At 71.9% G+C, this 21,173-nt stretch carries 19 protein-coding genes and 1 pseudogene; 9 read left to right on the forward strand and 11 right to left on the reverse strand.

Features of this window, described 5'->3' with window-relative positions; all coding sequences use genetic code 11:
• Positions 1–93 precede the first annotated feature (93 nt).
• A complete protein-coding gene (locus ACN261_RS20545; protein WP_425851619.1) occupies positions 94–1,011 on the reverse strand; it encodes a hypothetical protein in 918 nt (305 codons plus the stop codon).
• A 3-nt stretch (positions 1,012–1,014) separates the two neighbouring features.
• A complete protein-coding gene (locus tag ACN261_RS20550) occupies positions 1,015–1,821 on the reverse strand; it encodes a MerR family transcriptional regulator (protein WP_425851621.1) in 807 nt (268 codons plus the stop codon).
• A 289-nt stretch (positions 1,822–2,110) separates the two neighbouring features.
• Here ACN261_RS20550 and ACN261_RS20555 point away from each other — a divergent pair, with 289 nt between their 5' ends.
• Entirely contained in the window at positions 2,111–2,794 is a 684-nt protein-coding gene (locus ACN261_RS20555) for a response regulator transcription factor (protein WP_421481310.1), read from the forward strand.
• Positions 2,791–4,230, forward strand: coding sequence for a HAMP domain-containing sensor histidine kinase (locus ACN261_RS20560; protein WP_425851623.1), 1,440 nt, complete (start codon positions 2,791–2,793; stop codon positions 4,228–4,230). The genes ACN261_RS20555 and ACN261_RS20560 overlap by 4 nt, the downstream gene beginning before the upstream one ends.
• A gap of 348 nt (positions 4,231–4,578) precedes the next feature.
• Here the strand turns inward: ACN261_RS20560 and ACN261_RS20565 are convergent, their stop codons facing one another.
• Positions 4,579–6,654, reverse strand: coding sequence for an MMPL family transporter (locus ACN261_RS20565; protein ID WP_425851625.1), 2,076 nt, complete (start codon positions 6,652–6,654; stop codon positions 4,579–4,581).
• A gap of 458 nt (positions 6,655–7,112) precedes the next feature.
• On the opposite strand from ACN261_RS20565, the pseudogene ACN261_RS20570 reads away from it, so the two are divergent.
• Positions 7,113–7,323 (forward strand): annotated as a pseudogene (locus ACN261_RS20570) (IS5/IS1182 family transposase); the annotation flags it as partial.
• Positions 7,324–7,409: 86 nt separating this feature from the next.
• On the opposite strand, the gene ACN261_RS20575 reads toward ACN261_RS20570, so the two are convergent.
• Positions 7,410–7,763: a hypothetical protein gene (locus ACN261_RS20575; RefSeq protein WP_421487060.1), complete on the reverse strand. Its 354-nt coding sequence runs from the start codon at positions 7,761–7,763 to the stop codon at positions 7,410–7,412.
• 1,097 nt (positions 7,764–8,860) lie between these two features.
• Positions 8,861–9,088 carry a TM2 domain-containing protein gene (locus tag ACN261_RS20580; protein WP_421481313.1) on the reverse strand — a complete coding sequence of 76 codons (228 nt, stop codon included), beginning with the start codon at positions 9,086–9,088 and terminating at the stop codon, positions 8,861–8,863.
• 175 nt (positions 9,089–9,263) lie between these two features.
• Here ACN261_RS20580 and ACN261_RS20585 point away from each other — a divergent pair, with 175 nt between their 5' ends.
• From ACN261_RS20585 to ACN261_RS20600, 4 genes are all read left to right on the forward strand, one after another.
• Positions 9,264–9,503: a hypothetical protein gene (locus ACN261_RS20585; RefSeq protein WP_421481314.1), complete on the forward strand. Its 240-nt coding sequence runs from the start codon at positions 9,264–9,266 to the stop codon at positions 9,501–9,503.
• Positions 9,504–9,596: 93 nt separating this feature from the next.
• The gene (locus ACN261_RS20590) at positions 9,597–12,050 is read left to right on the forward strand and encodes a hypothetical protein (protein WP_425851628.1); all 2,454 of its coding nucleotides are present in this window, start codon (positions 9,597–9,599) and stop codon (positions 12,048–12,050) included.
• A 5-nt stretch (positions 12,051–12,055) separates the two neighbouring features.
• A complete protein-coding gene (locus ACN261_RS20595) occupies positions 12,056–13,417 on the forward strand; it encodes a condensation domain-containing protein (protein WP_425851630.1) in 1,362 nt (453 codons plus the stop codon).
• Between the two features lies 1 nt (position 13,418).
• Complete coding sequence (locus tag ACN261_RS20600) at positions 13,419–14,648, forward strand: MFS transporter (RefSeq protein WP_421481317.1); 1,230 nt, start codon at positions 13,419–13,421, stop codon at positions 14,646–14,648.
• 63 nt (positions 14,649–14,711) lie between these two features.
• Here the strand turns inward: ACN261_RS20600 and ACN261_RS20605 are convergent, their stop codons facing one another.
• The 6 genes from ACN261_RS20605 to ACN261_RS20630 all read right to left on the reverse strand — a co-directional run bounded on the left by ACN261_RS20605 (position 14,712) and on the right by ACN261_RS20630 (position 19,371).
• The gene (locus ACN261_RS20605; protein WP_421481318.1) at positions 14,712–15,116 is read right to left on the reverse strand and encodes a GntR family transcriptional regulator; all 405 of its coding nucleotides are present in this window, start codon (positions 15,114–15,116) and stop codon (positions 14,712–14,714) included.
• The gene (locus tag ACN261_RS20610; protein ID WP_421481319.1) at positions 15,113–15,841 is read right to left on the reverse strand and encodes a hypothetical protein; all 729 of its coding nucleotides are present in this window, start codon (positions 15,839–15,841) and stop codon (positions 15,113–15,115) included. Before ACN261_RS20610 ends, ACN261_RS20605 begins: the two co-directional genes overlap by 4 nt.
• Before the next feature lie 158 nt (positions 15,842–15,999).
• A complete protein-coding gene (locus ACN261_RS20615; protein WP_421481320.1) occupies positions 16,000–16,659 on the reverse strand; it encodes a response regulator in 660 nt (219 codons plus the stop codon).
• Entirely contained in the window at positions 16,656–17,813 is a 1,158-nt protein-coding gene (locus ACN261_RS20620; protein WP_425851633.1) for a sensor histidine kinase, read from the reverse strand. The genes ACN261_RS20615 and ACN261_RS20620 overlap by 4 nt, the downstream gene beginning before the upstream one ends.
• The gene (locus ACN261_RS20625) at positions 17,813–18,646 is read right to left on the reverse strand and encodes a CPBP family intramembrane glutamic endopeptidase (RefSeq protein ID WP_421481322.1); all 834 of its coding nucleotides are present in this window, start codon (positions 18,644–18,646) and stop codon (positions 17,813–17,815) included. The genes ACN261_RS20620 and ACN261_RS20625 overlap by 1 nt, the downstream gene beginning before the upstream one ends.
• Before the next feature lie 128 nt (positions 18,647–18,774).
• Positions 18,775–19,371 carry a helix-turn-helix domain-containing protein gene (locus tag ACN261_RS20630; RefSeq protein WP_421481323.1) on the reverse strand — a complete coding sequence of 199 codons (597 nt, stop codon included), beginning with the start codon at positions 19,369–19,371 and terminating at the stop codon, positions 18,775–18,777.
• A gap of 97 nt (positions 19,372–19,468) precedes the next feature.
• Here ACN261_RS20630 and ACN261_RS20635 point away from each other — a divergent pair, with 97 nt between their 5' ends.
• Positions 19,469–20,425: an NAD(P)/FAD-dependent oxidoreductase gene (locus ACN261_RS20635; protein ID WP_425851635.1), complete on the forward strand. Its 957-nt coding sequence runs from the start codon at positions 19,469–19,471 to the stop codon at positions 20,423–20,425.
• Complete coding sequence (locus ACN261_RS20640) at positions 20,422–21,141, forward strand: class I SAM-dependent methyltransferase (protein WP_425851636.1); 720 nt, start codon at positions 20,422–20,424, stop codon at positions 21,139–21,141. The genes ACN261_RS20635 and ACN261_RS20640 overlap by 4 nt, the downstream gene beginning before the upstream one ends.
• Positions 21,142–21,173 lie beyond the last annotated feature (32 nt).

The raw sequence follows: 21,173 nt of genomic DNA on the forward strand, positions 1-21,173 counted from the left end.
CGAGAAGGCGGAAAAGGTGACTGCTCCGGTCAGCGCCATCGGTCCGGTCGTCGGAGGGCTGTCGCCGCGCTGGGCGCTCTCGGCGTGGCGGGGTCAGCTGAGGACGGCCGCCAGGTGGTCGTAGGTCGGAGCGAGCTGCCGCAACGTTCGGGCGGCGGGTTCCGGGCGTCCGTTGACGATGTCGTGCTGGAGGCTGCCGACCAGCCGGGCCTGCCGGGTAGCGACGGCGGCGGCCTCGTCGTGGCCGAGGCTGGCGAGTGCGGTGGCGGCATCGGTGAGCCGCCGGGCGCCGACCCGGATCGCGAAATGCGTCAGGTGAGCGTGTGTCTCGGGGTCGAGTCCGTCGGTAACCAGGTCAGCGAGGCGGTGCACCGCTGCGGCACCGCCGATGGTGCCGGGTGGCACGGCGAGGTCGTCGCGCCCACGTAGCCAGGCGACCGCGCCGGGCAGGGCCGCGCGCAGCGCTGCCTCGGTGGTGACCTCGCGGACCTGCTGGAAATCGCCACGCATGGTGTACGGCTCGGCGTGGTAGAAGGTGATCGTCTCGGCACGCCAGGCGGCCAGGAAGTCCCGGGTCGGCAGGGTCGCGTAGGGGCAGCCGTACGGATCGTGGAACCGGACCAGCGTCTCGTCGGCTTCCAGGACAGCCACGAAGTGGTCCGACCCGATCGGTCCGGTCATCCCGGGCACGTGCCGCAACAGCCCCATCTCCAGTGGACCGGCCAGGACTGGGCCGGTTGTGACCGCTTCGTTGAGCATCGCCAGGGCCTGCTCGCCGTCGTCGGCGCCGTGTCGGCGGCAGGTCCAGCCGAGCAGAGCGATCGCGTCGTCGATGCCGCGGTCGTCCCAGCCGTACGGGTCGAACAGCGGCAGCCGCCCGCCGAGCAGATGCATGCCGAACGGCGAGCCGGTCAGCACTTCGACAATCGATGGGGAGGGGGCCGTCGGGCCGAGGGCCATCGCCAGCGAGTCGGCGTAGCAGTAGGGCCCGGAACCGATGTAGGGGTGCATGCTTCAGCTTCCTTCGCCGGTCGAGACGGGGTAGGTGACGTCGAGGAGCGCACCGTCGGTGCCGGGCCGGATCTCGACCGGGCTGGCGAGGCTGATCAGGCGTTTCGCGTCGATCCATGCCTCCAATGTCTCGTAGGCGTGCAGGATGTCGGGGAATCCGGCGTCGGCTTCGGCGACCGGCAGGTATGCGTCGGTGCCGGCCGGCGACAGCCGGACGCGCAGGTCGTCGACGGGTTCGACGGCGCCGGTGAACGCCACCGCGACCTCGACAGGTCCGTCGCTGTCGTGGGTCACGAACCCGTGGAAGTGCACCAGGGTCGGCCCGTCGCAGGGCACACCGGTCGCCTGCAGCCGGGCCCGGATGCGGTGCTGTGCATCGGTGACGAAGGTGTCGAGTTCGCCGATGCGCACGCGCCGTTCCTGACACAACAGCTTGCGTGGTGGCCTCAGTCGCAGCCCCGGAGCGGTCGTGATCGGTGCGGCGGCACCGTCAAGGGCCTCGATCAGCTCGCGCCGGCGTCGAAGCTGGGCCTCCTCGGCTGCCAGCCAGGCGCGGAGTTCGGCCTGGCGGGCCTGCGGGCTGAACTCCAGCAGGGTGGCGATGCGCGCCAGCGGCAGGCCCAGGACGCGCAGCCGGGCGATCAGCCGACCACGGGGAATCTGATCCCGGTGGTAGCGGCGGTAGCCGGTGGCGGGATCGATGGCCGCGGGCACCAGCAGACCCTGTTCGGCATAGAGCCGCAGTGCCTTCGACGACAGGCGGGTCGCGGCACCGAACTCGCCGGGCGGGATCAGCTCCACGTCGTTCACCCGCCCAGCCTGGGCCATGCCCCTGGGGCGAGGTCAAACATACTCGCCTCGTCCTCGTCACCCAGGCGGTGCCGATGCGATGCGAGGCCGGCCGCCCTGCTCGGATCGTCGGCCATCCTCGACCTACCGACAGGTGCAGCGGCGGGAGCTCGTCTGACCAACTCTTGGCCCTGAGCTGAGGCGTCCGGATGAGCCCGGCCCGCAGCGGCTCTAATACTGGCCTCAGGTGGATCGGGGAGGATGATCGGCAAACGCGTCGATGGGAAGGGGGCGGGCCGGCGTGCGGATCATGATCGCGGATGATGAGGCGGCCATCCGTGAGTCACTGGAGCGGGTGCTCCAGGTGGAGGGTTACGACATCAGCACCGCCGCCAACGGTCTCGCCGTGCTCGACGGGATCCACAGACCGGACGGTGACACCCTGGATCTGCTGATCCTCGACGTGATGATGCCTCGCCTCGGTGGGTTGGAAGCCTGCCGGCGGCTGCGGGCCGCCGGCCGGGATCTGCCGGTGTTGATGCTGACCGCCCGCGATCAGGTCTCCGACCGGGTGGCGGGGCTGGACGCGGGCGCCGACGACTATCTGCCCAAGCCCTTCGCCACTGAGGAGTTACTGGCCCGGGTGCGTGCCCTGCTGCGCCGCCGCGCCTCGGGCGACGCGGAGTCGCCGATCCTGTCGTTCGCCGACGTCCGCCTCGATCCCGACAGGTTCGAGGCGTGGCGGGGTGTGCGACCGCTACGCCTGACCCGTACCGAGTTCTCCCTGTTGCAGGTCCTCATGCGCAACGCGACCCGGGTGTTGACCCGCGACGCGTTGTTCGAGGCGATCTGGGGCTTCGATATGACCACCACCGCCAACAACCTGCAGGTGTACGTGAGCTACCTGCGCCGCAAGATGGAGTCCGAGGGCGAACCCCGATTGATCTACACGCTGCGCGGCCTGGGGTACACGTTGCGGGAGACCCCTCCGTGAGCGGGCTCGTCGGCCGCGAGCAGCGCCGGCTGAGCCGTTGGTGGCATCGGCAGTCGCTGCGGAGCAGGCTGACGGTGATCGCGGCGACGGCCATCGCGGTCAGCGTGTTCGTGGCTTTCCAGGTGGCCAGCGAGCTGATGGACCAGAAGCTGCGGGACACGGCCGAGACCCAGCTGCGCGCCGACGCCCGCGTGCTGGCGACGAGCGCGCAGCGCGTCGGCCTGACGAAGGTCCAGCTACCGCAGTACTCCGGGTCCGGTCGGCTGGTGCGGCTCATCCTGCCCGACGGCTCGACCCGGACGCCGGCCGGCCAACCCGCGCTGCCCGCCGTCAGCGAGCGCGCCGGGCGTGTGGCGCAGGGGGCGTCGTCCGATCTGCTGGAGTCGACCGACTGGAACGACGGCTACCGCATCTACACACTGCGCACGGTTGACGGCGCGGTCCAGGTGGTCGACCTCGCCGACGACGGCCCGGTCAACCAGTTCGGGTTCGGCATGCTGCTGATCGGGTTGTTCTGCGTGGTTGGCGGCGCCCTCATCGGGCGGACCGTGGCGCGGACCGGGCTGGCCCCGATCGACCGGCTGACCGCCGCCGCGGTACGTGTCGCACACACCCAGGATCTCGACGCCGACATCCCGAACGAGGGCGGCGGGGAGATCCGGCGACTGATCCAGGCGATCAACGACATGCTGGCCGCGCTGCGGGACTCCCGACAGGCCCAGCGGCTACTCGCAGAGGACGCCGCCCACGAACTCAAGACCCCGCTCACCAGCCTGCGCCTCAACATCGAGTTGCTGATCCGCCTCGATCGGCGCGGCACCCTCGGCACCGCCCTCTCGGCGGAAAGCCGCACCCGGCTGCTCAACGATCTCGGTGCCCAGGTGGCCGAACTGAGCACCCTTGCCGCCGAGCTGACCGACCTGGCACGCGGCGACGTCAGCGACGAGAGCACCGAGCTGCTCGATCTCGCCGACGTGGTGCTGGCCGCCGCAACCCAGGCGCGTTCCCGGATGCCCGACATCGAGGTCGCGCTCGACGTGACCTCCGTGTGGGTCAGCGGACGCCCCGCTGCTCTGCGACGGGCAGTGCTCAACCTCATCGACAACGCCGGCAAGTGGTCCCCGCCGGACCAGCCGGTCCGGATCCGGCTCCGGGCCGAGGACACGTCGGCGGTGCTCGAGGTCGACGACGCCGGGCCGGGCATCGACGACGCCGACATACCCCGGGTGTTCGACCGGTTCTACCGGGCCGACAGCGCACGGGCGCTGCCGGGATCCGGTCTGGGCCTCTCGATCGTGAAACGGGTCGTCCACGCCCACGGCGGCCGGGTCACCGTCGTCCGGTCCGCACGCGGGGGCGCGCTGCTGCGGGTCGCCCTTCCGGCCGCGGCCCCGCCCGCCCCGTTCGCTGCCACGGAGGGCACCGCAGTGCGCTGACCCGCCCCGGCAGCACGACGCACGATACGAGGCAGCAGGCATCAAGCATGGCCCCGCGCGGCCCACCTCAGGGTAGGACCCGGCAGCTCCGACCCGGCCAAGACCCCGGCCGGCATCCGGGAGAAGGTGCCCTCCAAGGCCCACCCGCAGAAGCGCATGAAGATCGACTCTCAGGAACCGACCCGCAAGGCACGTCACGCCACCGCACCGCCACGCGCGTCACCGGCGCTCACCGTCGCGAACCCGTCTTGGCCGAGACCGCGCGACACCGCGACCGCCACTCGGGCCGACGACGAGACCCGGGGCGGGCCTGGAAGCCCGTCCCGGATCTCGTACGTGTCTGCGCGCTCACCGTTGCAGGGCGGGCTCCTCGTCGTCGACGGGCGGCCGCCGACGGTCCGGCAGTTCCACAGGTCGCGACAGCCGGCTCGGCCACCAGATCCGCCGACCGATCAGCAGGGTGAGGGCGGGCACCAGCACCGACCGCACCAGCAGGGCGTCGAGCAGCACGCCGAAGGCGACCAGGAACCCGACCTCGACCAGCATCACCAGCGGAAGCGTGACGAGGACCGCGAACGTGGCCGCCAGGACCAGGCCCGCCGAGGTGATGACGCCGCCGGTGGCGGAGAGAGCCTTGAGCATGCCGTCTCTGGTGCCCAGACGTACGGTCTCCTCGCGGGCCCGGCTGACCAGGAAGATGTTGTAGTCGACGCCGAGCGCCACCAGGAACAGGAACGCCAGCAGCGGCACCGAATAGTCGATGCCCGTGAATCCGAGGATCGTGTCGAAGATGAACACGCTGCCGCCGAAGGCCGCAGCGAATGAGACGACCACGGTCGCCATGAGGAGCAGCGGGGCGACGATCGCGCGCAGCAGCAGTGCCAGGACGATCAGGACGACGGCGAGCACCAGCGGGATCACCAGCTTCTCGTCGCGCCGGGTGGTCACCTCGGTGTCGAGGTTCTCCGCACTCGGTCCGCCGACGATCGCCTCGGCTCCGTTCACCGTGTGCACGGCGGCGCGTACCCGCTTGATCGTGTCGTACTCCGCGGGGGTGTCCGGCGCGTCGGTCGGGAACACGGAGATGTCGGTCCAGCCTCCGCTCGTCCGGCCCGGGATGGCCTGGGCCACGCCGGGGGTGCGCCTGGCGATGTCGAGAACCTGCTCCTGGTACGCCGGCCGCGTGAAGATCGTCATCGGCTGGCCGCCGAGTTCCGGAAAGTGCTGGCGCAGGACGGTGAAGCCGGTGACCGACTCCGGCGCGTTCAGGAACTGGTCCTGTTCCTGCAGAGCGCCGGTGTTCCCGGTCAGCCCGATGGAAAGCAAGCCGAGGATTCCGAACGACCCGAGCGTCGCCACCCACCGGCGGCGGCTGATGGCGGTGCCGAGCCGCCCCCACAGCCCCGGCTTCTGCTGCACAGCGGTGTCGAACCGGGGGATGGCCGGCCAGAAGATCCGCCTGCCGAGCACCACCAGCATCGCCGGGAACAGCGTCAGCATGGCCACCAGCGCGCACAGGATGCCGGCCGCGCCGATCGGCCCGAGCCCGCTGGTGCTGTTCAGGTCCGCGGCGAGCAGGCAGAGCAGGCCGGCGACCACGGTGGCCGCGGACGCGACGATGGCCGGTGCCGCACCGCGCAGCGCGTGGACCATCGCGACCCGGACGTTCTCGTGGTGATGCAGTGCCTCCCGATATCGAGCGATGAGCAGCAGCGCGTAGTCCGTGCCGACGCCGAACACCAGGATCGTCAGCAGCGCCGAGTTCTGGTCGTTGACCACGATGCCGAAGCCCTTGACGAGCAGGTAGACGCTTGCCATCGCCGTCAGTGCGGCCGCGCCCACGGCCACGAGCGGGATGAGCCACAGCACCGGACTGCGGTAGGTGAGGACGAGCAGGACCGTGACGACGATGACGGTGGTGAGGAAGACCTGCAGGTCGATGCCGTCGAAGACGGCGTCCATGTCGCCGTCGATCGCGGCGGGGCCGGTCACGTCGAGTTCCAGGCCGGCGGGGCGGTCCTTCGCGGCGTCACGTAACGGGCCGACGATGGCCTCCGGTGCGCCGTAGGTGGTGCTCACGTCGAGGGTGAACATCATCGCCTTGCCGTCGGTGGAGCGCCTCGTCGCTGAGCCTTCGTCGTCTTCGTCGGCCGGAGCCGCCACCTTCGGTGGGTACCGCCTGGTCAGAGTGTCGTGGTGGCGTTCGACCGTCGCGCGGTCGGCGTCGGTCAGGCCGCCGGCGCGCCTGTACACGAAGACGTACGTGTTGTCCTCACCGCCGGGGAGACCGTCCTCCAGCACCGCCACCTTTGTGGACTCGGCGCTGGCCGGCAGGGTGTCTGCGGCTCTGTCGGTGGTGACCGAACTCAACTTTCCGCTCAGCGGCACCATCACCGCCGCCAGTGCCATCCACAAGCCGATCACCAACCACGGCACCCACCGGCCCGCCAGCCGGCTGGGCGGCGCTTCTCCGTGGGGCGCTGCGTTAACCGCCATTCAATGGCCTCCTACATACGCGTTACATCGCCTGTCTGACGCGTATTTCGTACCGAGCGAATCTGAGACGATCATTAATGCGGTGCTCAGGGTGCAGGCCCGGATCCTGAAGGCGCCGATGCTCGCCAGCACCACCAGACCGGCGCGGAAATCTGATGGGAAGCCACGTTCGAATTCCATCCGCTATTCGCGGTGCCGCCCCTGTCACGAGGAAAACGACCGCAGCGCGACGAGACACGACCGAATCGAGCTGGCGTCGATCACAAGATCACCACGGCGAACGGCCACGAGGCGAACCGCGACGACAACGGCATCGAATACCCCGAGCAGAGGCCCTCAAGGACGTCTCGTAGCTCGGTGGCTGGTCCATGGTGGATCATGTCGGGGTGCAGGTGATCAGTGCGGCTCGCACGGAGTGGACCTTCCCGTTCACGGGGCTGCGGCCCGTCCAGTTCCGCAGACTGGTCAGGTTGGTCGCCGAGCGTGATGGTGATGCGATCGCTGACGGTCGGCCGGGCCGGCAGTGGTCGCTCGACCAGGCCCGATCGGGTGTTGCTGGTGGCCGCGTACTGGCGCACGAACCTGACGATGCGGCGTCCGCAGCGACGGCGACGAGACGATCGATCTTCGATGCCAGGTCCCGGTGGACAAGGCGTAGACGTCGAAGGCGAAACGAACCCTCGTCAGTGCGGCACAGCGGGGATGATCCAAACCACCATGAGGAACAGCGGTGCAGCGGCGAGGGTACCGCGGATGAGGGGCCAGCTGATCTGGCCGCTTCTGCTCGGAAAGCTCGGAAAGAGCCAGAGCAGGATCAGACCGGTGATCAGAGGGACGAGCAGTAACGGCATCCCGACGGTGAGCCCGAAGATCACCATCTCCATCCACGGTGATTCGTCATGGCCCACCCGTTCGTGAGATTGCTGGCTCAGCACGACGAGGTAGGCGGCGACCACCAGCAGGTGCCAGCCGAGCAGGACCATGAACGGAGGGACCGGATCCCGTTTGACGGTGTCCTGCGTGTCGATCTCTCGCACGTGGTCCCTCCCGGGAGAGCAGCTAGACCTTAACGCTCTATCGCTAGCAGTGGAACCCGAGCCGATCCAGACCGCCGACGTGAGGTGGCTGCTCGCTCGGAGGCTTGGCCGTACGGCTAAGGCGTGTCCGAGGATTCACCGCGTCCGCTGTTGCGTGGCCGATACCTGAGAAGACCGAGCGCCCAGACTGCAGACGCGACGCCCAGAAGCGACAACGCTGTTGCGGGTTCCCTCGCGCTGACGAGCCGTCCGAGGTACGCCGCTGCGAGTAACAGAAAGAACAGCCCATTGCAGAGAAAGAACATCCCCGCATCGGCCGGCTGCCGCCATCCTCTCCGCACAACGGGCGACGGGCGACCGGTCAGCAGGAGATGGACACCGTAGATGGCAGATGTCATGCCGCCGATGCCAGACAACATCTGAAACACGTCGCGGGGGTCCACGGATCCTCCAGAACTTTGCCGGATGCAGCGCCACACATCATCACCTCACTGCCGAAATCCGCACCAGCGGACCCGGCGAACACCGTCCCGATCCGCCCTGCGACACCGGCCACATCAACAGGTTCGTCGGTCCTGACCCTGATCGCTTCCGCTCCCCACGGCGGCTCCGCTTCCGCAGCCCATCCCGGCCACGATTCGCGCAGGTGGTGGTCGTCTTCCTGCAGGACTGTCGCACCGGTGGAGATCCACCTCGACGAAGGCGAGATCCACAGCCTGTGAACCACCAGGACTCCAGGACGACGCCACCCGGCGTCGCCGCGGCCAACTCCCACATCACCCGAGACGCTGCGGCACCGAACGCCGGGCCGGAACCCCTGGTGCCGCAACCGACATGGCCTCCTTGAGGGCGTCTCTCCCGATCAGGACGAAGCCGAGGGTCGGAGCCATCAACCCGGCGAGGGTGCTCCCTCCCGAGCCGGGCAAACCGTTGACCAGGACGAGACGATCGACTACGTGGCGGTGGTGCCACGTCGGCTCCACCCGGTCCGCGACGGCAACAAGAGCACTGGCGAATCGTGGCTACGACAGCGTCGCCACGACACCTCGCCGTCTTTCCGCGGCCACTCCGGCGTCCTGGCGGTTCACGGAGCGCGTCTACATGTGCGGTTGTCCCGACATGATCAGCTGATTGATACGCCGGACCTCGCCGGGCAGCGTAAAGAGGTCGATCAGTGGACCGATGCCCAGGCAGCCGAGCGTCAGGAGGTAGACGACTGCGCGCCTGTTCACGCCGAGGTAGAAGTAGTGGCCGCCGAACAGGCCGAGGAAGACCAACAGCAGGTACGCGACGGCGAGAGATTTCGGCTGCGCCGGCTGGGTCACTTTTTCCCCTGATCGTAAGGGTTTCCGGGCCTGTCAACAGGTCCGTCGGACGGTCCGGGCCGCCTGAACCAGGACGGTACCACGATACCTGTCGGATCTCCTTGCATTGATGCCCGTCGGCGTTCGGCGGCGTTGTCAACGATCTGCGGCACGACGGTGCTGATCGGTTCCGGCCGTGCCGCCCCGCTGGCACCTGCCGCAGGCGCGGCCGTCCCGATCGGCCGAGCACGACGGGTATCCGCCGCCGACCACGCCCCAACAGATTGATTCAACTCAATTGTTGGGCGAGAATGGCGGGATCAGGGGCCGTCATCGCCCGTCTTCCTCGTCCGGTCGGGAGGAGGTGTCGAGCATGGAGCGCTACGAGGACCTCGAAGGAACCGCCGTCGGTCTGATCAACGCCGTCATCAACTGACGTCGCCGGTCACCAACCGGGCGGGCACGGGCTGTCCCATCGTCGCGTGTCCGCCCCTCGGACCGAACCAACCGACCGGGCGGGAGGACAGCGTTGGCCGACCTCACCTGGCGGGACCCGGCGGCATCGCCGCTGCGCCCGCTCATCGACCTGACCGCCGATGCCACGGTCCCGCCGTCCCTGGTCGCCGAGACGGCACTGTTCTGCGCCGACCAGCCCGACCCCTGCGGCTGGCTGCCCGCCCACGCGCCCCCCGCCGACCTGCGACGCGCGATGTGCCGCGCCGGCCTGCTCGACGCCACGGACCCCCTCGTCGTCCCACCCGGGGTGGCGCAGCGGCTCACGGCCGAGGACCCCGCCGGCCTGCTGTGGGCGGCCCGACTGATGCGGGCGCTGGGCCGCCGGCAGGACGCCGCGACCCTGCTGCGCCGCATCGGTTCCGACGCGCCGCCCCCGGTGTACGCCTGGCGTGATCTCCTGCTCGCCGAGGACGGCCGGCAACCACTGCCCCCGGTACCCCCCGAGGCGGCGGGCCTGCCGGTCCGCCTCACCACCGCACTCGCCCACGCCCGCTCCGCTGTGACCGACGGGCAACCGGCCACCGGGGCCCTCACCACGGCGGATTCCCTGGCCGCCGCCCTGACCGGCGACCGGATCGCGGTGACCGCCCGGGCCCGGGTCCTCGCCGCGCGGCTGCGCTCCCCGGGCGAGCCGGTGCCGGACGCCGACACGATCCGCGCCGTCGCCCACGTCCTGGGAACGGACCGGACCGACTTCCTCGCCCGCGACGCCGCCCTGGCGCTGTTGCGGGCCGCCACCCGGGCCGCCCTGGACGGCACCGGCGTCGGGCCGGCGTACGAGTTCGCCAGTGCCGCCCTCGACCTCGATCCCACCGGCGCGGCGACCAGACTTCTCGCGGCGGACGCGGCCCGGGCGGCGGGCGACCGGGAGACGGCCCGCACCCACTACCGGGTGGCCGTCCGCACCGGCCTGGCCGAGCGCACCGCCGCGCTGGCCGGACTGCTCGACCTGGCGACCCCCGCCGCGCCCGACGAGCCCACCGGTGGGTCGGCTCCGGCAGCGGACACCGGCGAGCTGGTGGGGGCGCTGGCCGACCTGCTCGCCACGGATCGCCGCCCAGATCGGGACCGGTTGGCGGTGCTCGTGGCGCGGCGTCCGGCGTTGGACGGCACCGCCGGCGCCGACGCGGTGCGGTGGGCGGTCGCGGCGCAGGGTGACCCGGCGGCCGGGGCGCGTCCGCTTCCGCTGGAGCGCTACCGACCGTTCCTCGACCTGAAGCCGAGCGCGATCCTCGACCCGGTCGACACGCCACCGGTCGCGATCCACACGCCGCTGATGTCGTACGCCGCCGTGCTGGAGCGTCGCGAGCCCTGGTTCCGGGAGATCCACCCGCAGCGGGCCACGGCCGCCATGTTCCGCGACGAACTACAGGCGACAGCGGCGGTGTACGGGTACGCCTCCGATGCCGCCTCGGCCGACTACGCGACGTGGCTGGCCGCCTCCGACGGCTGCCCGCCCGACGTGCGGGACCGACTGGCCGACGTGGCGGACCTGCCGCTGCTGGACCGGGCGTTGCTGGGCCGGCTGCTGTCCGCGCTGGGTTTCCACGCCGAGGCCAAGCGGATCCTCCCCGGGCCGGACGTGCCGGTACGCGACCCCGAGAGCGCGTACGCGCTGGCCAGCTGGATCTTCGCCGAGCAGATGCTCACCACGGGGCACGCGGCCGAGCTGGAGCCGCACTTCCGTACCCTGTACGACCAGCTCGGTGACGACGTCCGCTACGCCCGCACGCGGGTGGTCACCACCATCAACGCCACCGTCAACGCGGCCCGACGCCGGGAGCCCGACACCATCGCCCGGTGGCGCAAGCTCGGCGAGGAGGACCTGGCCCGGTACACCGCGCTGCCCGAGGTGTCGGACTTCGACGCCGCGATCATGACCAGCAGATGGTTCCGGGCCATGGGGTTCCTGCCGTTCCTCACCGGCGACCGTGACCTGCTGCGCGCGGACATGGACCGGTGGCTCGGCATCGCCCGGGAGCTGACCGGACACGACGGGCACACCCGGGTCATCGCCGCCGACAACTACTTCCCGGCCGTGGAGACCGCCGTGCGCACCCACACCCACCTCGGCGAACGGGACACCGCGCTGGCTCTGGTCGACGACCTGGCGCAGCGGATCGACCCGATCGACCCGAAGACCTGGCTCACCGCGGGCGAGCTGCGCTACCAGGCCGGCGACCACACCGGGGCGCTTGAGGCGTACCTGCGGGCCGCGCACCTGCAGTTCCCGTACGGCCGGATCTCCTGGTTCAACGCCGGCCAGGTGCACGAGCAGCTCGGCCGGGCGGACCTGGCCGCCGAGTGCTACCGCCTGTCGCTCGCGCACTGGCCGACCGGGGTGACGCCGCTGCGCCGCCTGCGTGACCTGCACCTGCGCGGTCTGCTGCCCGACGACGGGGGAGTGCTGGCGGCCTGGATCGCCGGCCAACCGGCGTGGCCGCAGCTGCCCGCGTTCCCGGGGTGAGCCGGGTGCGGGTGCCGCCCTACGGGGCGCAGCATGAACTGCTGCTGCTCAGCGACACCGACGGGGCCGGCCTGCCCCGGCACAACCCGATGCCCCGGGCCTGGACGCTGTGGCACGTCCGGGGTGAGGTGGACGTGCCACGTCTGGCCGCCGCCATGCGGGCCGTCGCCGCCGGCAACGATGTGTGGCGGGCCCGGTTCGCCCCGGGCCCGGAGCTGGTGTACGGACCCGAGCAGCCCTTCCCGGTGACCATGGTGGACTGTGCCGACGTGCCGGCGGACCGGTTGCTGGAGGCGGCCGGGGCGGCGCTCGGCGAGGCGGTGTACGCGCCGATCGACCTGCGCCACGACCCGCTGGCCGGGGCCTGCCTGGTGCGGCTGGCCCCGGACGAGCACGCGCTCGCCCTCGTGGTGGACCACGGCTTCGCCGACCACGCGACGCACACCCGGTTCGTGCGCCGTACGGCGGCCGCGTACGAGCATCCGGGGCGAGCCCTGCCGGCGCTGCCGTCGTTCTTCGCGCACGCGGCCGGGACCGCCGCCGATCCACGACGCCCGGCGTCCCGGCAGTTCTGGGCGGAGGCGATGAGCCGGGACGTTCCCGCCGTCGCGTTCCCCGGCGGGCGCTGGAAACCGTGGCGGGACACCACCGCCACCGCCGCCTGGCCGCTGCGGCTCGACGGTGCGACCACCCGGGCCATCCGGTACGGCCGGGACCTCACCGGCGCGACCGGCTCCGGTCTGCTCCTGGCGGCCCTGTCGTTCCTGCTGGGACTCTGGGCCGACGCGCACGTCCCGGTGCTGTACGCGCGGGGCGGCCGGTGGACCCGGGAGAGCGTCGAGGTGCCCGGCGCGCTGCACGAGGCGGTGGTGAGCGTACCGCCGGACCACCTGCCCGCCGTCTCGCTCGCCGACCACGTCCGTGCTCTCACCGCCGTCAACGCCGCCGCGCCGCCGCTGCTCGGCCGGTGGCTCACCGACTTCGGTGGGGTCGAAGCCCTGCGGGAACGGCGTCGGCTCGTGCTCAACGTGGTGGCGGCGGAGCCCACCGTCACGGTGGGCAACGCCACGATCGGCCCGGCGGGCCGGCTGTTGCGCGGTGCCGTACGCCCGCCCGCAGGCCGGCGCGGCTTCCCCGCCCACAACGCGCTGCACCTGGCGGTGACGTGGTCTGCCGAGCAGCCCGAGGTGACCGTCCACCACGACCCCGAGGTGCTGCCGGCCGCCGCGCCGGTCGGTGCCGCCCTGGTCCGGTTCTTCGCGCTGCTGGCCGAGCGGCCCGACATCGCCGCCGACCGGGCCGCCGACCTGCTACGGGCGACGTGGCTGCGGACGGCCGACACCCCGACCACGGCCGCGTCGACCTGACGTGGCGTACCGCCGTGGCGGGCTGCTCCGGCAGCACGACTTCCGGTCCCTGTGGCTCGGGGCGGTCGCGAGCCAGTTCGGTGCCCGGATGGCCCTGGTGGCGCTGCCGTTGGTGGCGGCCGGCCCGATGCACGCCTCCGCCTGGCAGGTGGGTCTGGTCGGCACCCTGGGCACGGTGGCGTTCCTGGTCGTCGGCCTGCCCGCCGGCGCGGTCGTCGACCGGGTGCGGCAACGGCGGCTGCTCATCGGCACCGACCTGGGGCGGGCCGTGCTCGTCGCCTCGCTGGCCGTGCCGGCGGCACCGGGCGGGGTGGCGCTCGGCCAGTTGTACGTCGTCGTCCTCGGCGTCGGGGTGCTCACCGTGTTCTTCGACGTCGCCCACCAGAGTTACCTGCCCCGGGTGGTGCGGCCCGACGAGCTGGTCGAGGGCAATGCCCGGCTGAGCACCACCCTCGCGGTGGCGCAGGTCGCGGGGCCCGCACTGGCCGGGCTGGCCGTCGAGCTGGCCGGCACCGGAACCGCCGTCCTGCTGATCGCGGTGGGGTTCGCCGGGTCCGCCGCGTACCTGGCCCGGATCGGGGCGGCCGATCCGCGGCCCGCCACCACCGGCCGGTCCCGGCTCGCCGGGCAGATCCGCGACGGCGTGGCCTACGTGCTGCGCCACCCGGTGCTGCGGGTGCTGGCGCTGGCGGGCGGCGCGTACAACATGTTCGCCCTGATGGTGCAGACGATGGTGCCGGTGCGGCTGGTCAGCGAGCTGGGCGCGTCCCCGGCGACGGCCAGCGCGTACTTCAGCGCGGGCGGCGCCGGCGGCATCCTCGGCGCGGTCGTGGCCCGGCGGCTGACCCGCCGGCTCGGGCAGTACCGAGCGGTCTGGCTCTGCCTCCTCGCCACCGCGCCGTGCGCGCTGCTCACCCCCCTGATCGACAGCGTCGGCGGGATCTGGCTGGCGGCCGGCGGCTACCTGCTGCTGTGGGCGGGAGCGACGGCCTCCAACGTGGCCCAGGTCAGCCTGCGTCAACAGTTGTGCCCGCCCGGACTGCTCGGCCGGATGAACGCCACCATGCGGTTCCTGCTCGGCGGGGCGATGCCGGTGGGTGCGCTGGCGGGCACCGTGTTGGGGACCGCCGCCGGTGCCCGAACGGCCCTGTGGGTGGGTGCGGCCGGTCTGCTCCTGTCCTGCCTGCCGCTGCTGCGCCTGCGCGTCCCCGCCGACCGGCGGCCCGCGTGAGCCTCAGCGTCGAGGATCCGGTGTCGGTGCGTCGTTCGACGGTGCGGCAGGGCGCTGCCGATCTCAGGGGTTCTCCACGGCTGACGGCGTTGCTTTCAGTGCGGCGGCGAGGGCGTCGGTGAGTTCCTCATCACCGGCACCGAGGAGGCGACCGGCGGTGACGAACTCACGGGCCCGCAGGGTCAGGGCTTCGAGCCGGGCATCCGGCTGCAGGACGGCTGCGGAAGCCACCCGGGTGCCGGCCGCCCGTCGGGTGACGACCAGGCCGGCCGCCTCCAGCTCCTGGTATGCGCGAGCCACGGTTCCGTTGGCCAACCCCAGATCGGCGGCGAGTTGCCTGACCGTCGGAAGTCGCTGCCCTTCCGCGAGCACCCCCCACCGGATGAGCTCGGCGATCTGCTGACGGACCTGTTCGAACGGGGGAACAGCCGAGGACGGGTTGATCCGGATGGCGGGGCCGCTCGTCATCCGGCTAGCCCGTCGGCACCGACGTGGCTGGCAGCACCGGTCACGGCGCCGGGGAGCCGGTGCGGGGCCATCACCAGGGCACCCGCGTAGCCGCCGAAGATGATCAGGCCGAGCCCGGCAAGGAGGCTGAGGGCGAGACCCCAGGCGGGTGAGCCACCGGCGCGCCAGTCCCACTGGCGATCGGCGTACCAGAAGGCGAGGGTGGTGAACACGATGGCGAACACCGCCGTGCAGGTGTAGACCGTGCGGCGGATGGCGGCGTGACGCCAGCTGTCGTCCGTTGCCGTATCCGCCTCGTCGGCGCCCGCCTGGGGAGCACGAACGATCAGCCACACGATGACGATGGTCAGGGCGGCGGTGACACCGAGAGTGATCAGTGTGCTCGTGAGGCTGACCGGTGCCGCGGTGCCGAAGTACTTGACTTCGTGATCGGGGCGTTCGGGGGTGGGGAAGCCGGCGAAGAGCGTGATGCCGACCCCGAGCAGCGCGATCACGACGACTTCCCGTCTCGGCGCGTAATCCCGGACGCGTCGGGGAACCAGACTGGCGGTGCCACGGCCCCGGCCCGGTCGTGGTGTGACGGCTTCACTGGCGAGAGCACCGAGGAGGGTCGCCAGGACCAGGGCGATCGGAGCCAGGTCGAACAGGTAGGTGCGGGTCAGTGCGAAGGCGGTCCCCACACCGACAGCCATCCCGACCATTCGATACCGGCCACCAGTGGTCATGACCCCTCCTTGTATCGAAGTTCTGATACAAGAGTAACCACTTCGCTGCCGTGTGTCACCCCCTGGTGCACGGGACGGTACCGGGAGAGCAGTCGGATGCGCAGGCACCGCCGCCGAACCGGGCCCGGACATCGTCGTCGGTGACGGAGCGGGGGCGTTCAGGTCACCAGCCCGGTCCGGTACGCGTACACCACCGCCTGCACACGGTCGCGCAGGTCGAGTTTGGTGAGGATGCGTGAGACGTACGTCTTGACGGTCTCCTGACTGATCACCAGCCGGGCCGCGATCTCGCTGTTGGACAGGCCGTCGGCGATCAGACGCAGCACCTCCAACTCGCGCGGCGTCAGTCCCGTGTCGTCCGGGGTGCCCTCGGCGGGGCGGATGCGTGCCGCGTACCGGCCGACGAGTTGCCGGGTCACCTCGGGTGCCAGCAGCGCCGCCCCGCCGGCGACGGTGCGGATACCGTGCAGCAGCTGCGCCGGTGGGGCGTCCTTGAGCAGGAAGCCGCTCGCCCCGGCGCGCAGCGCCTGGTAGACGTACTCGTCGAGGTTGAACGTCGTCACCACGAGCACCCTGACCGGGTGGGTCACCCCGCTGCCGGCCAGCAGGCGGGTCGCCGCGATGCCGTCGAGGACCGGCATCCGTACGTCCATCACCACCACGTCCGGACGCAGCCGCCCGGCGAGATCGACCGCCTCGCGCCCGTTCCCGCACTCGCCCACCACCTCCAGGTCGGGTTGAGCGCCGATGATCGTGGCGAAGCCGGTCCGGATCAGCGCCTGGTCGTCGCAGACCAGCACCCGGATCGGCGCGGTCACGACGCGTCACCGGTGGGGATGCGGGCCCGGACGACGAAGCCCTCGTCGTCCCGGCGTTGCGCGCTGAACTCGCCGCCGAGCACGGCGACGCGGTCCCGCAGCCCGGCCAGGCCGCGCCCGCTCCCACCCGGGCCGGCGGGGCGGGTACCCGGGCCGGCGGTGCTGATCTCCACCGTGATCTCCCTCTTCCCGTGGTGGACGTGCACGGCGGTGCGGCTGCCGTGGGCGTACTTCAGGGCGTTCGTCAGCGCCTCCTGCACGACCCGGTAGGCGGCGGCCTCCGCGCCGCCGACGGTCTCCGCCGGGCTGCCGTCCTGGGTGAACTCCACCGGCTGCCCGGCCCGCCGGGTCTGCTCGATGAGTGCGGGCAGCTCCCCGACGGACGGCACGCGCGGGTCGGCGCGGTGGTCGGGGTCGAGCAGGTCGAGCAGGATCCGCAGGTCGGCGATGGCCCGCCGGCCGGTGTCGGTGATGGCGGTGAGGGTGGTGTCGAGGCGGTCCGGGGCGGCCGTCAGGTAGCGTGCCGCCTCGGCCTGCACGACCATCGCCGTCACGTGGTGGGTCACGATGTCGTGCAGTTCACCGGCGATGCGGGCGCGTTCGGTGGCGCGGGCGGCCTCGGCGGCCCGCCGGCGGCGTTCGGCCTCGGCGGCCCGGCTCTGCCGCAGCCAGGCCCCGGCGCCCCAGGCGAGGGTCAACGCCAGGTAGAAGGTGAGGAAGCCACCCACACCCTCCGTCGACCCCTGCCGGTGCAGGGTGACCGCCAGGGCGACGTACGCGGCGGAGCCCACGACCAGGGTGGCGCGTCGACGACGTTCCAGGTGGACGCCGGCGCTGAGCAACGCGACGGCAAGCGCGGTGCCCGCGACCGTGTGGTAGGCGCGTACCTGGTCGACGGCGAAGCCGAGGGACACCAGGGCGAGGCAGATCCCGGGCCACCGCCGGCGGACGGCCAGCGGGAGGCACTCCAGGGCGATCGCCACCACGGTCAACGCGTCGAACGGGCGGCCGGGCAGGTCACCGAGTTGCGTGCTGCGGTCCTGCAACACCGGCACCGGCGCGCAGGCGAGGGCGAGCAGCAGCGCCAGCGGGAGGTCCCGGACCGTGACCGGCCAGCGCCGCCACCGGTCCGCAAGCGTCCGCGGGTCGACCATCAGGAGACGGTAACGTCCGCCGTCGGCACGTCGACCGGCCGGCGACGCGGGATGATGCGACCCCGACGGTGGGCCAGCGCCAGGAACACCACGGTCAGTGCCAGCCCCGCCAGCACCGTGTACAGACTGGCCTCCGGGCCGAAGTCGCCGCCGCTGAGCAGCGTCGGGCCCGACGTGCTGGCGTCCAGCAGTCCCTGCGACTCGCCGTTGCCGGAGACCACGACGCTGAAGATCCCCGCGGCGGCGAAGTTCCACCCGAAGTGCAGCCCGATCGGCACCCACAGGGTGCGGGTGGCGGCGTAGCAGGCGGCGAGCATGAAGCCTGCCTCGATCGTGACGGCGGTCGCGCCCCACACGCCCGCGTCGGGGTTGGCCAGGTGGACCAGGCCGAACAGCACCCCGGTCACCAGCAGCGACAGCCAGGTCCCGAGGCGTTCCTCGACGAGGCGGAACAGCAGGCCCCGGAAGAGCAACTCCTCGGTCACGGCGGCGGCCGCCATGAACCCGAACAGGCCCACCATGCCGGTCACCGAACCCGTGCCGTGCACGTGGTAGCCACCCAGCAGGGCGATGGTGACGACGACGGCGGCGAACATGACGAACCCGATGACCACGCCCCGGACGATCCGGATGCCGGCACCGGGCCGGGCCAGCTCCGTGACCTCCCGTCGTTCGGTACGACGCACCACCCACCGGTACGCGAGGAGCGTGGCAACGGCGGTCGCCACGCCGAGGAGCAGGGTGAGCCAGGGGTCGTCCTGCACCGCGGCGACGGCCCGGCTGCCGACGAGAGCGGTTGCCGCGACGGCGAGGACCTGTTTCAACACACGCATGACGGGTTCCTTTGCGGGGTGGGCGGCCGGAGTGCCGCGGGCCACCTGGAACGCTAGGGATCGGCGGGCCGGGAATCGTCACCGTGCGGTGGACACCTGCGGGTAGCTCTCGCGGGGGACAAGCCTGCTCACGCGGTCGTGCCCGGTCGTGGTGCGGCGCGTACGTGGGCGCGTTCGCCCTGCCTGCCGACGAGGCTGAGGAACTCGACGGGCCCGGAGCTGGTCGCGCCGAACCAGTGCGGCGTGCGGGTGTCGAACTCGGCGGCCTCCCCCGGGTGCAGGGTGAGGTCGTCGTCGCCGAGGACCAAACGCAGGGTGCCGTTGAGGACGTAGACCCAGTCGTACCCCTCGTGGGTGCGCAGGTCGGGCACGCGGTCGTCGTCGCCCGCCGGCAGGACGAACTTGTAGGCCTGGATGCCGCCGGGCCGGCGGGTCAGCGGCAGGATGGTCACGCCGTCGGCGGCGGCGACGGGTCGCAGGTTGATCCGGGGGTCACCGGTCAGCGGAGCGTCCACGAGTTCGTCGATGGTGACGCTGTGGGCGCGGGCGAGCGGAAGCAGTTGTTCGAGGGTGGGACGTCGTAGGCCCGCTTCGAGCCGGGACAGGGTGCTGGCGGAGATGCCGGTCTCCTCGGCGAGGTCGGTCAGGGTGATGTTGCGGCGCAGCCGTAGCTGCTTGAGCCGGGGTCCGACCGCGTCGAGGGTGCGGTTCAGGTTCTCGTCCACCAGGCCATTTTGCCATTCGGCAAGAATCTTTGCGGGTTTTCCTCGGCGGTCGCAGGATCACCTCATGACCGGCGGAGACGGGGAAGGGACAGGTCGGATGGTCGAGTCGAAGCAGATCGTCAGGGACGTCGTGGTGGTCGGTGGCGGCGCGGCAGGGTTGAGCGCGGCGCTGATCCTGGCGCGGTCGCGGCGGCGGGTGACGGTCGTCGACGCCGGAGCGCCGCGCAACGCGCCGGCGCAGGCGGTACACGGCCTGCTGGCGCTGGACGGGCTCAGCCCACGGGAACTGCTCAGCCGGGGCCGCGCCGAGGCCACCCGCTACGGCGCGCAGGTCGTCACGGCCGAGGTGGACGACGTGTCGCGTACCCCACGGGGGTTCGCGGTGCGCACGCGCGACGGGGCCGTGCTGCACGGACGTCGGCTGCTGATCGCCACCGGCCTGGTCGACGAGTTGCCGCAGATCCCGGGGCTGCGGCAACGGTGGGGGCGGGACGTGCTGCACTGCCCGTACTGCCACGGGTGGGAGGTGCGGGACCGGACGATCGGGGTGCTCGCCACCGGACCGATGTCGACGCATCAGGCGCTGCTGTTCCGGCAGCTGAGCGACGACGTGCGGTTCTTCCTCCACGACCAGGAACTCGACGGGCAGGACCGGGTGAAACTCGACGCGCTCGGCATTCCCGTGATCTCCGGCCGCGTCGCCGGACTGGAGATCGTCGAGGACCGCCTGGCCGGCGTCCGCCTCGACGACCGGATCGTGCCGGTCGAGACCGTGGCGGTGGCGTCGCGGATGGTCGCCCGCGCCGAGGTGTTCGCCGGCATCGGCGTCACCGCGACACCGCACCCGGCCGGGTCCTTCGTCGCCGCCGACGAGACCGGTCGTACCCCGGTGCCCGGGGTGTGGGTGGCGGGCAACACCAGGGACCTGTCCGCCCAGGTCGGTGCGGCCGCCGCCGACGGCGCACGCGCCGCCGCGCACCTCAACGCCGACCTCGTCGCCGAGGACACCGACCGGGCGGTCGCCCGCCTGCTGGACGCGGAGGCCGTCCGATGACGCACCGCTTCGACCAGGACTACTGGCAACGGCACTGGCAGCCCACGGCCGGGCACGGGCCCGGCTCGATGGCCGGCAACCCGCCGAACCCGTACCTCGCCCGGGAGGCCGCCGGCCTGGCACCGGGCACCGCGCTGGACGCCGGATGCGGTGCCGGCGCGGAGGCGATCTGGCTGGCCACCCGTGGCTGGCAGGTCACCGCCGTCGACATCGCCGCCGAGGCGCTGACCCGGGCCGCCGACCGCGCGAGCGCCGCCGGACCGACCGGGACGCCGATCCGGTGGGTGGAGGCGGACCTGACCGGCTGGGAGCCGGGCGTCCGCTTCGACCTGGTCACCACCCACTACGCGCACCCCGCGATGCCGCACCTCGCGTTCTACCGGCGCATCGGCGGGTGGGTGGCGGCCGGCGGCACCCTACTGATCGTCGGCCACGGCCACACGCCGCACCCCGGCGGCCACGGGCAAGCGCCGCACTCCGGCGGCCACGGGCAAGCGCCGCACTCCGGTGGCCACGGGCAAGCGCCGCACTCCGGTGGCCACGGGCACCACCATCCGGCCGAGGCGACGGTCACCCTCACCGACATCATCGCCGGCCTGGACGTGGCCGAGTGGGAGATCCGCACCGCCGAGGAACACCACCGGGGCATTCCCGGGCCCGGCGGACGCACGGCCACCCTGCACGACGTCGTCGTACGCGCCACCCGCCGCCCCTGACCTCCTCTTCGCCGCGACGCCGGGACCGAGGT

The organism is Micromonospora sp. WMMD723, from assembly GCF_049863385.1.
Lineage (GTDB): Bacteria > Actinomycetota > Actinomycetes > Mycobacteriales > Micromonosporaceae > Micromonospora > Micromonospora wenchangensis.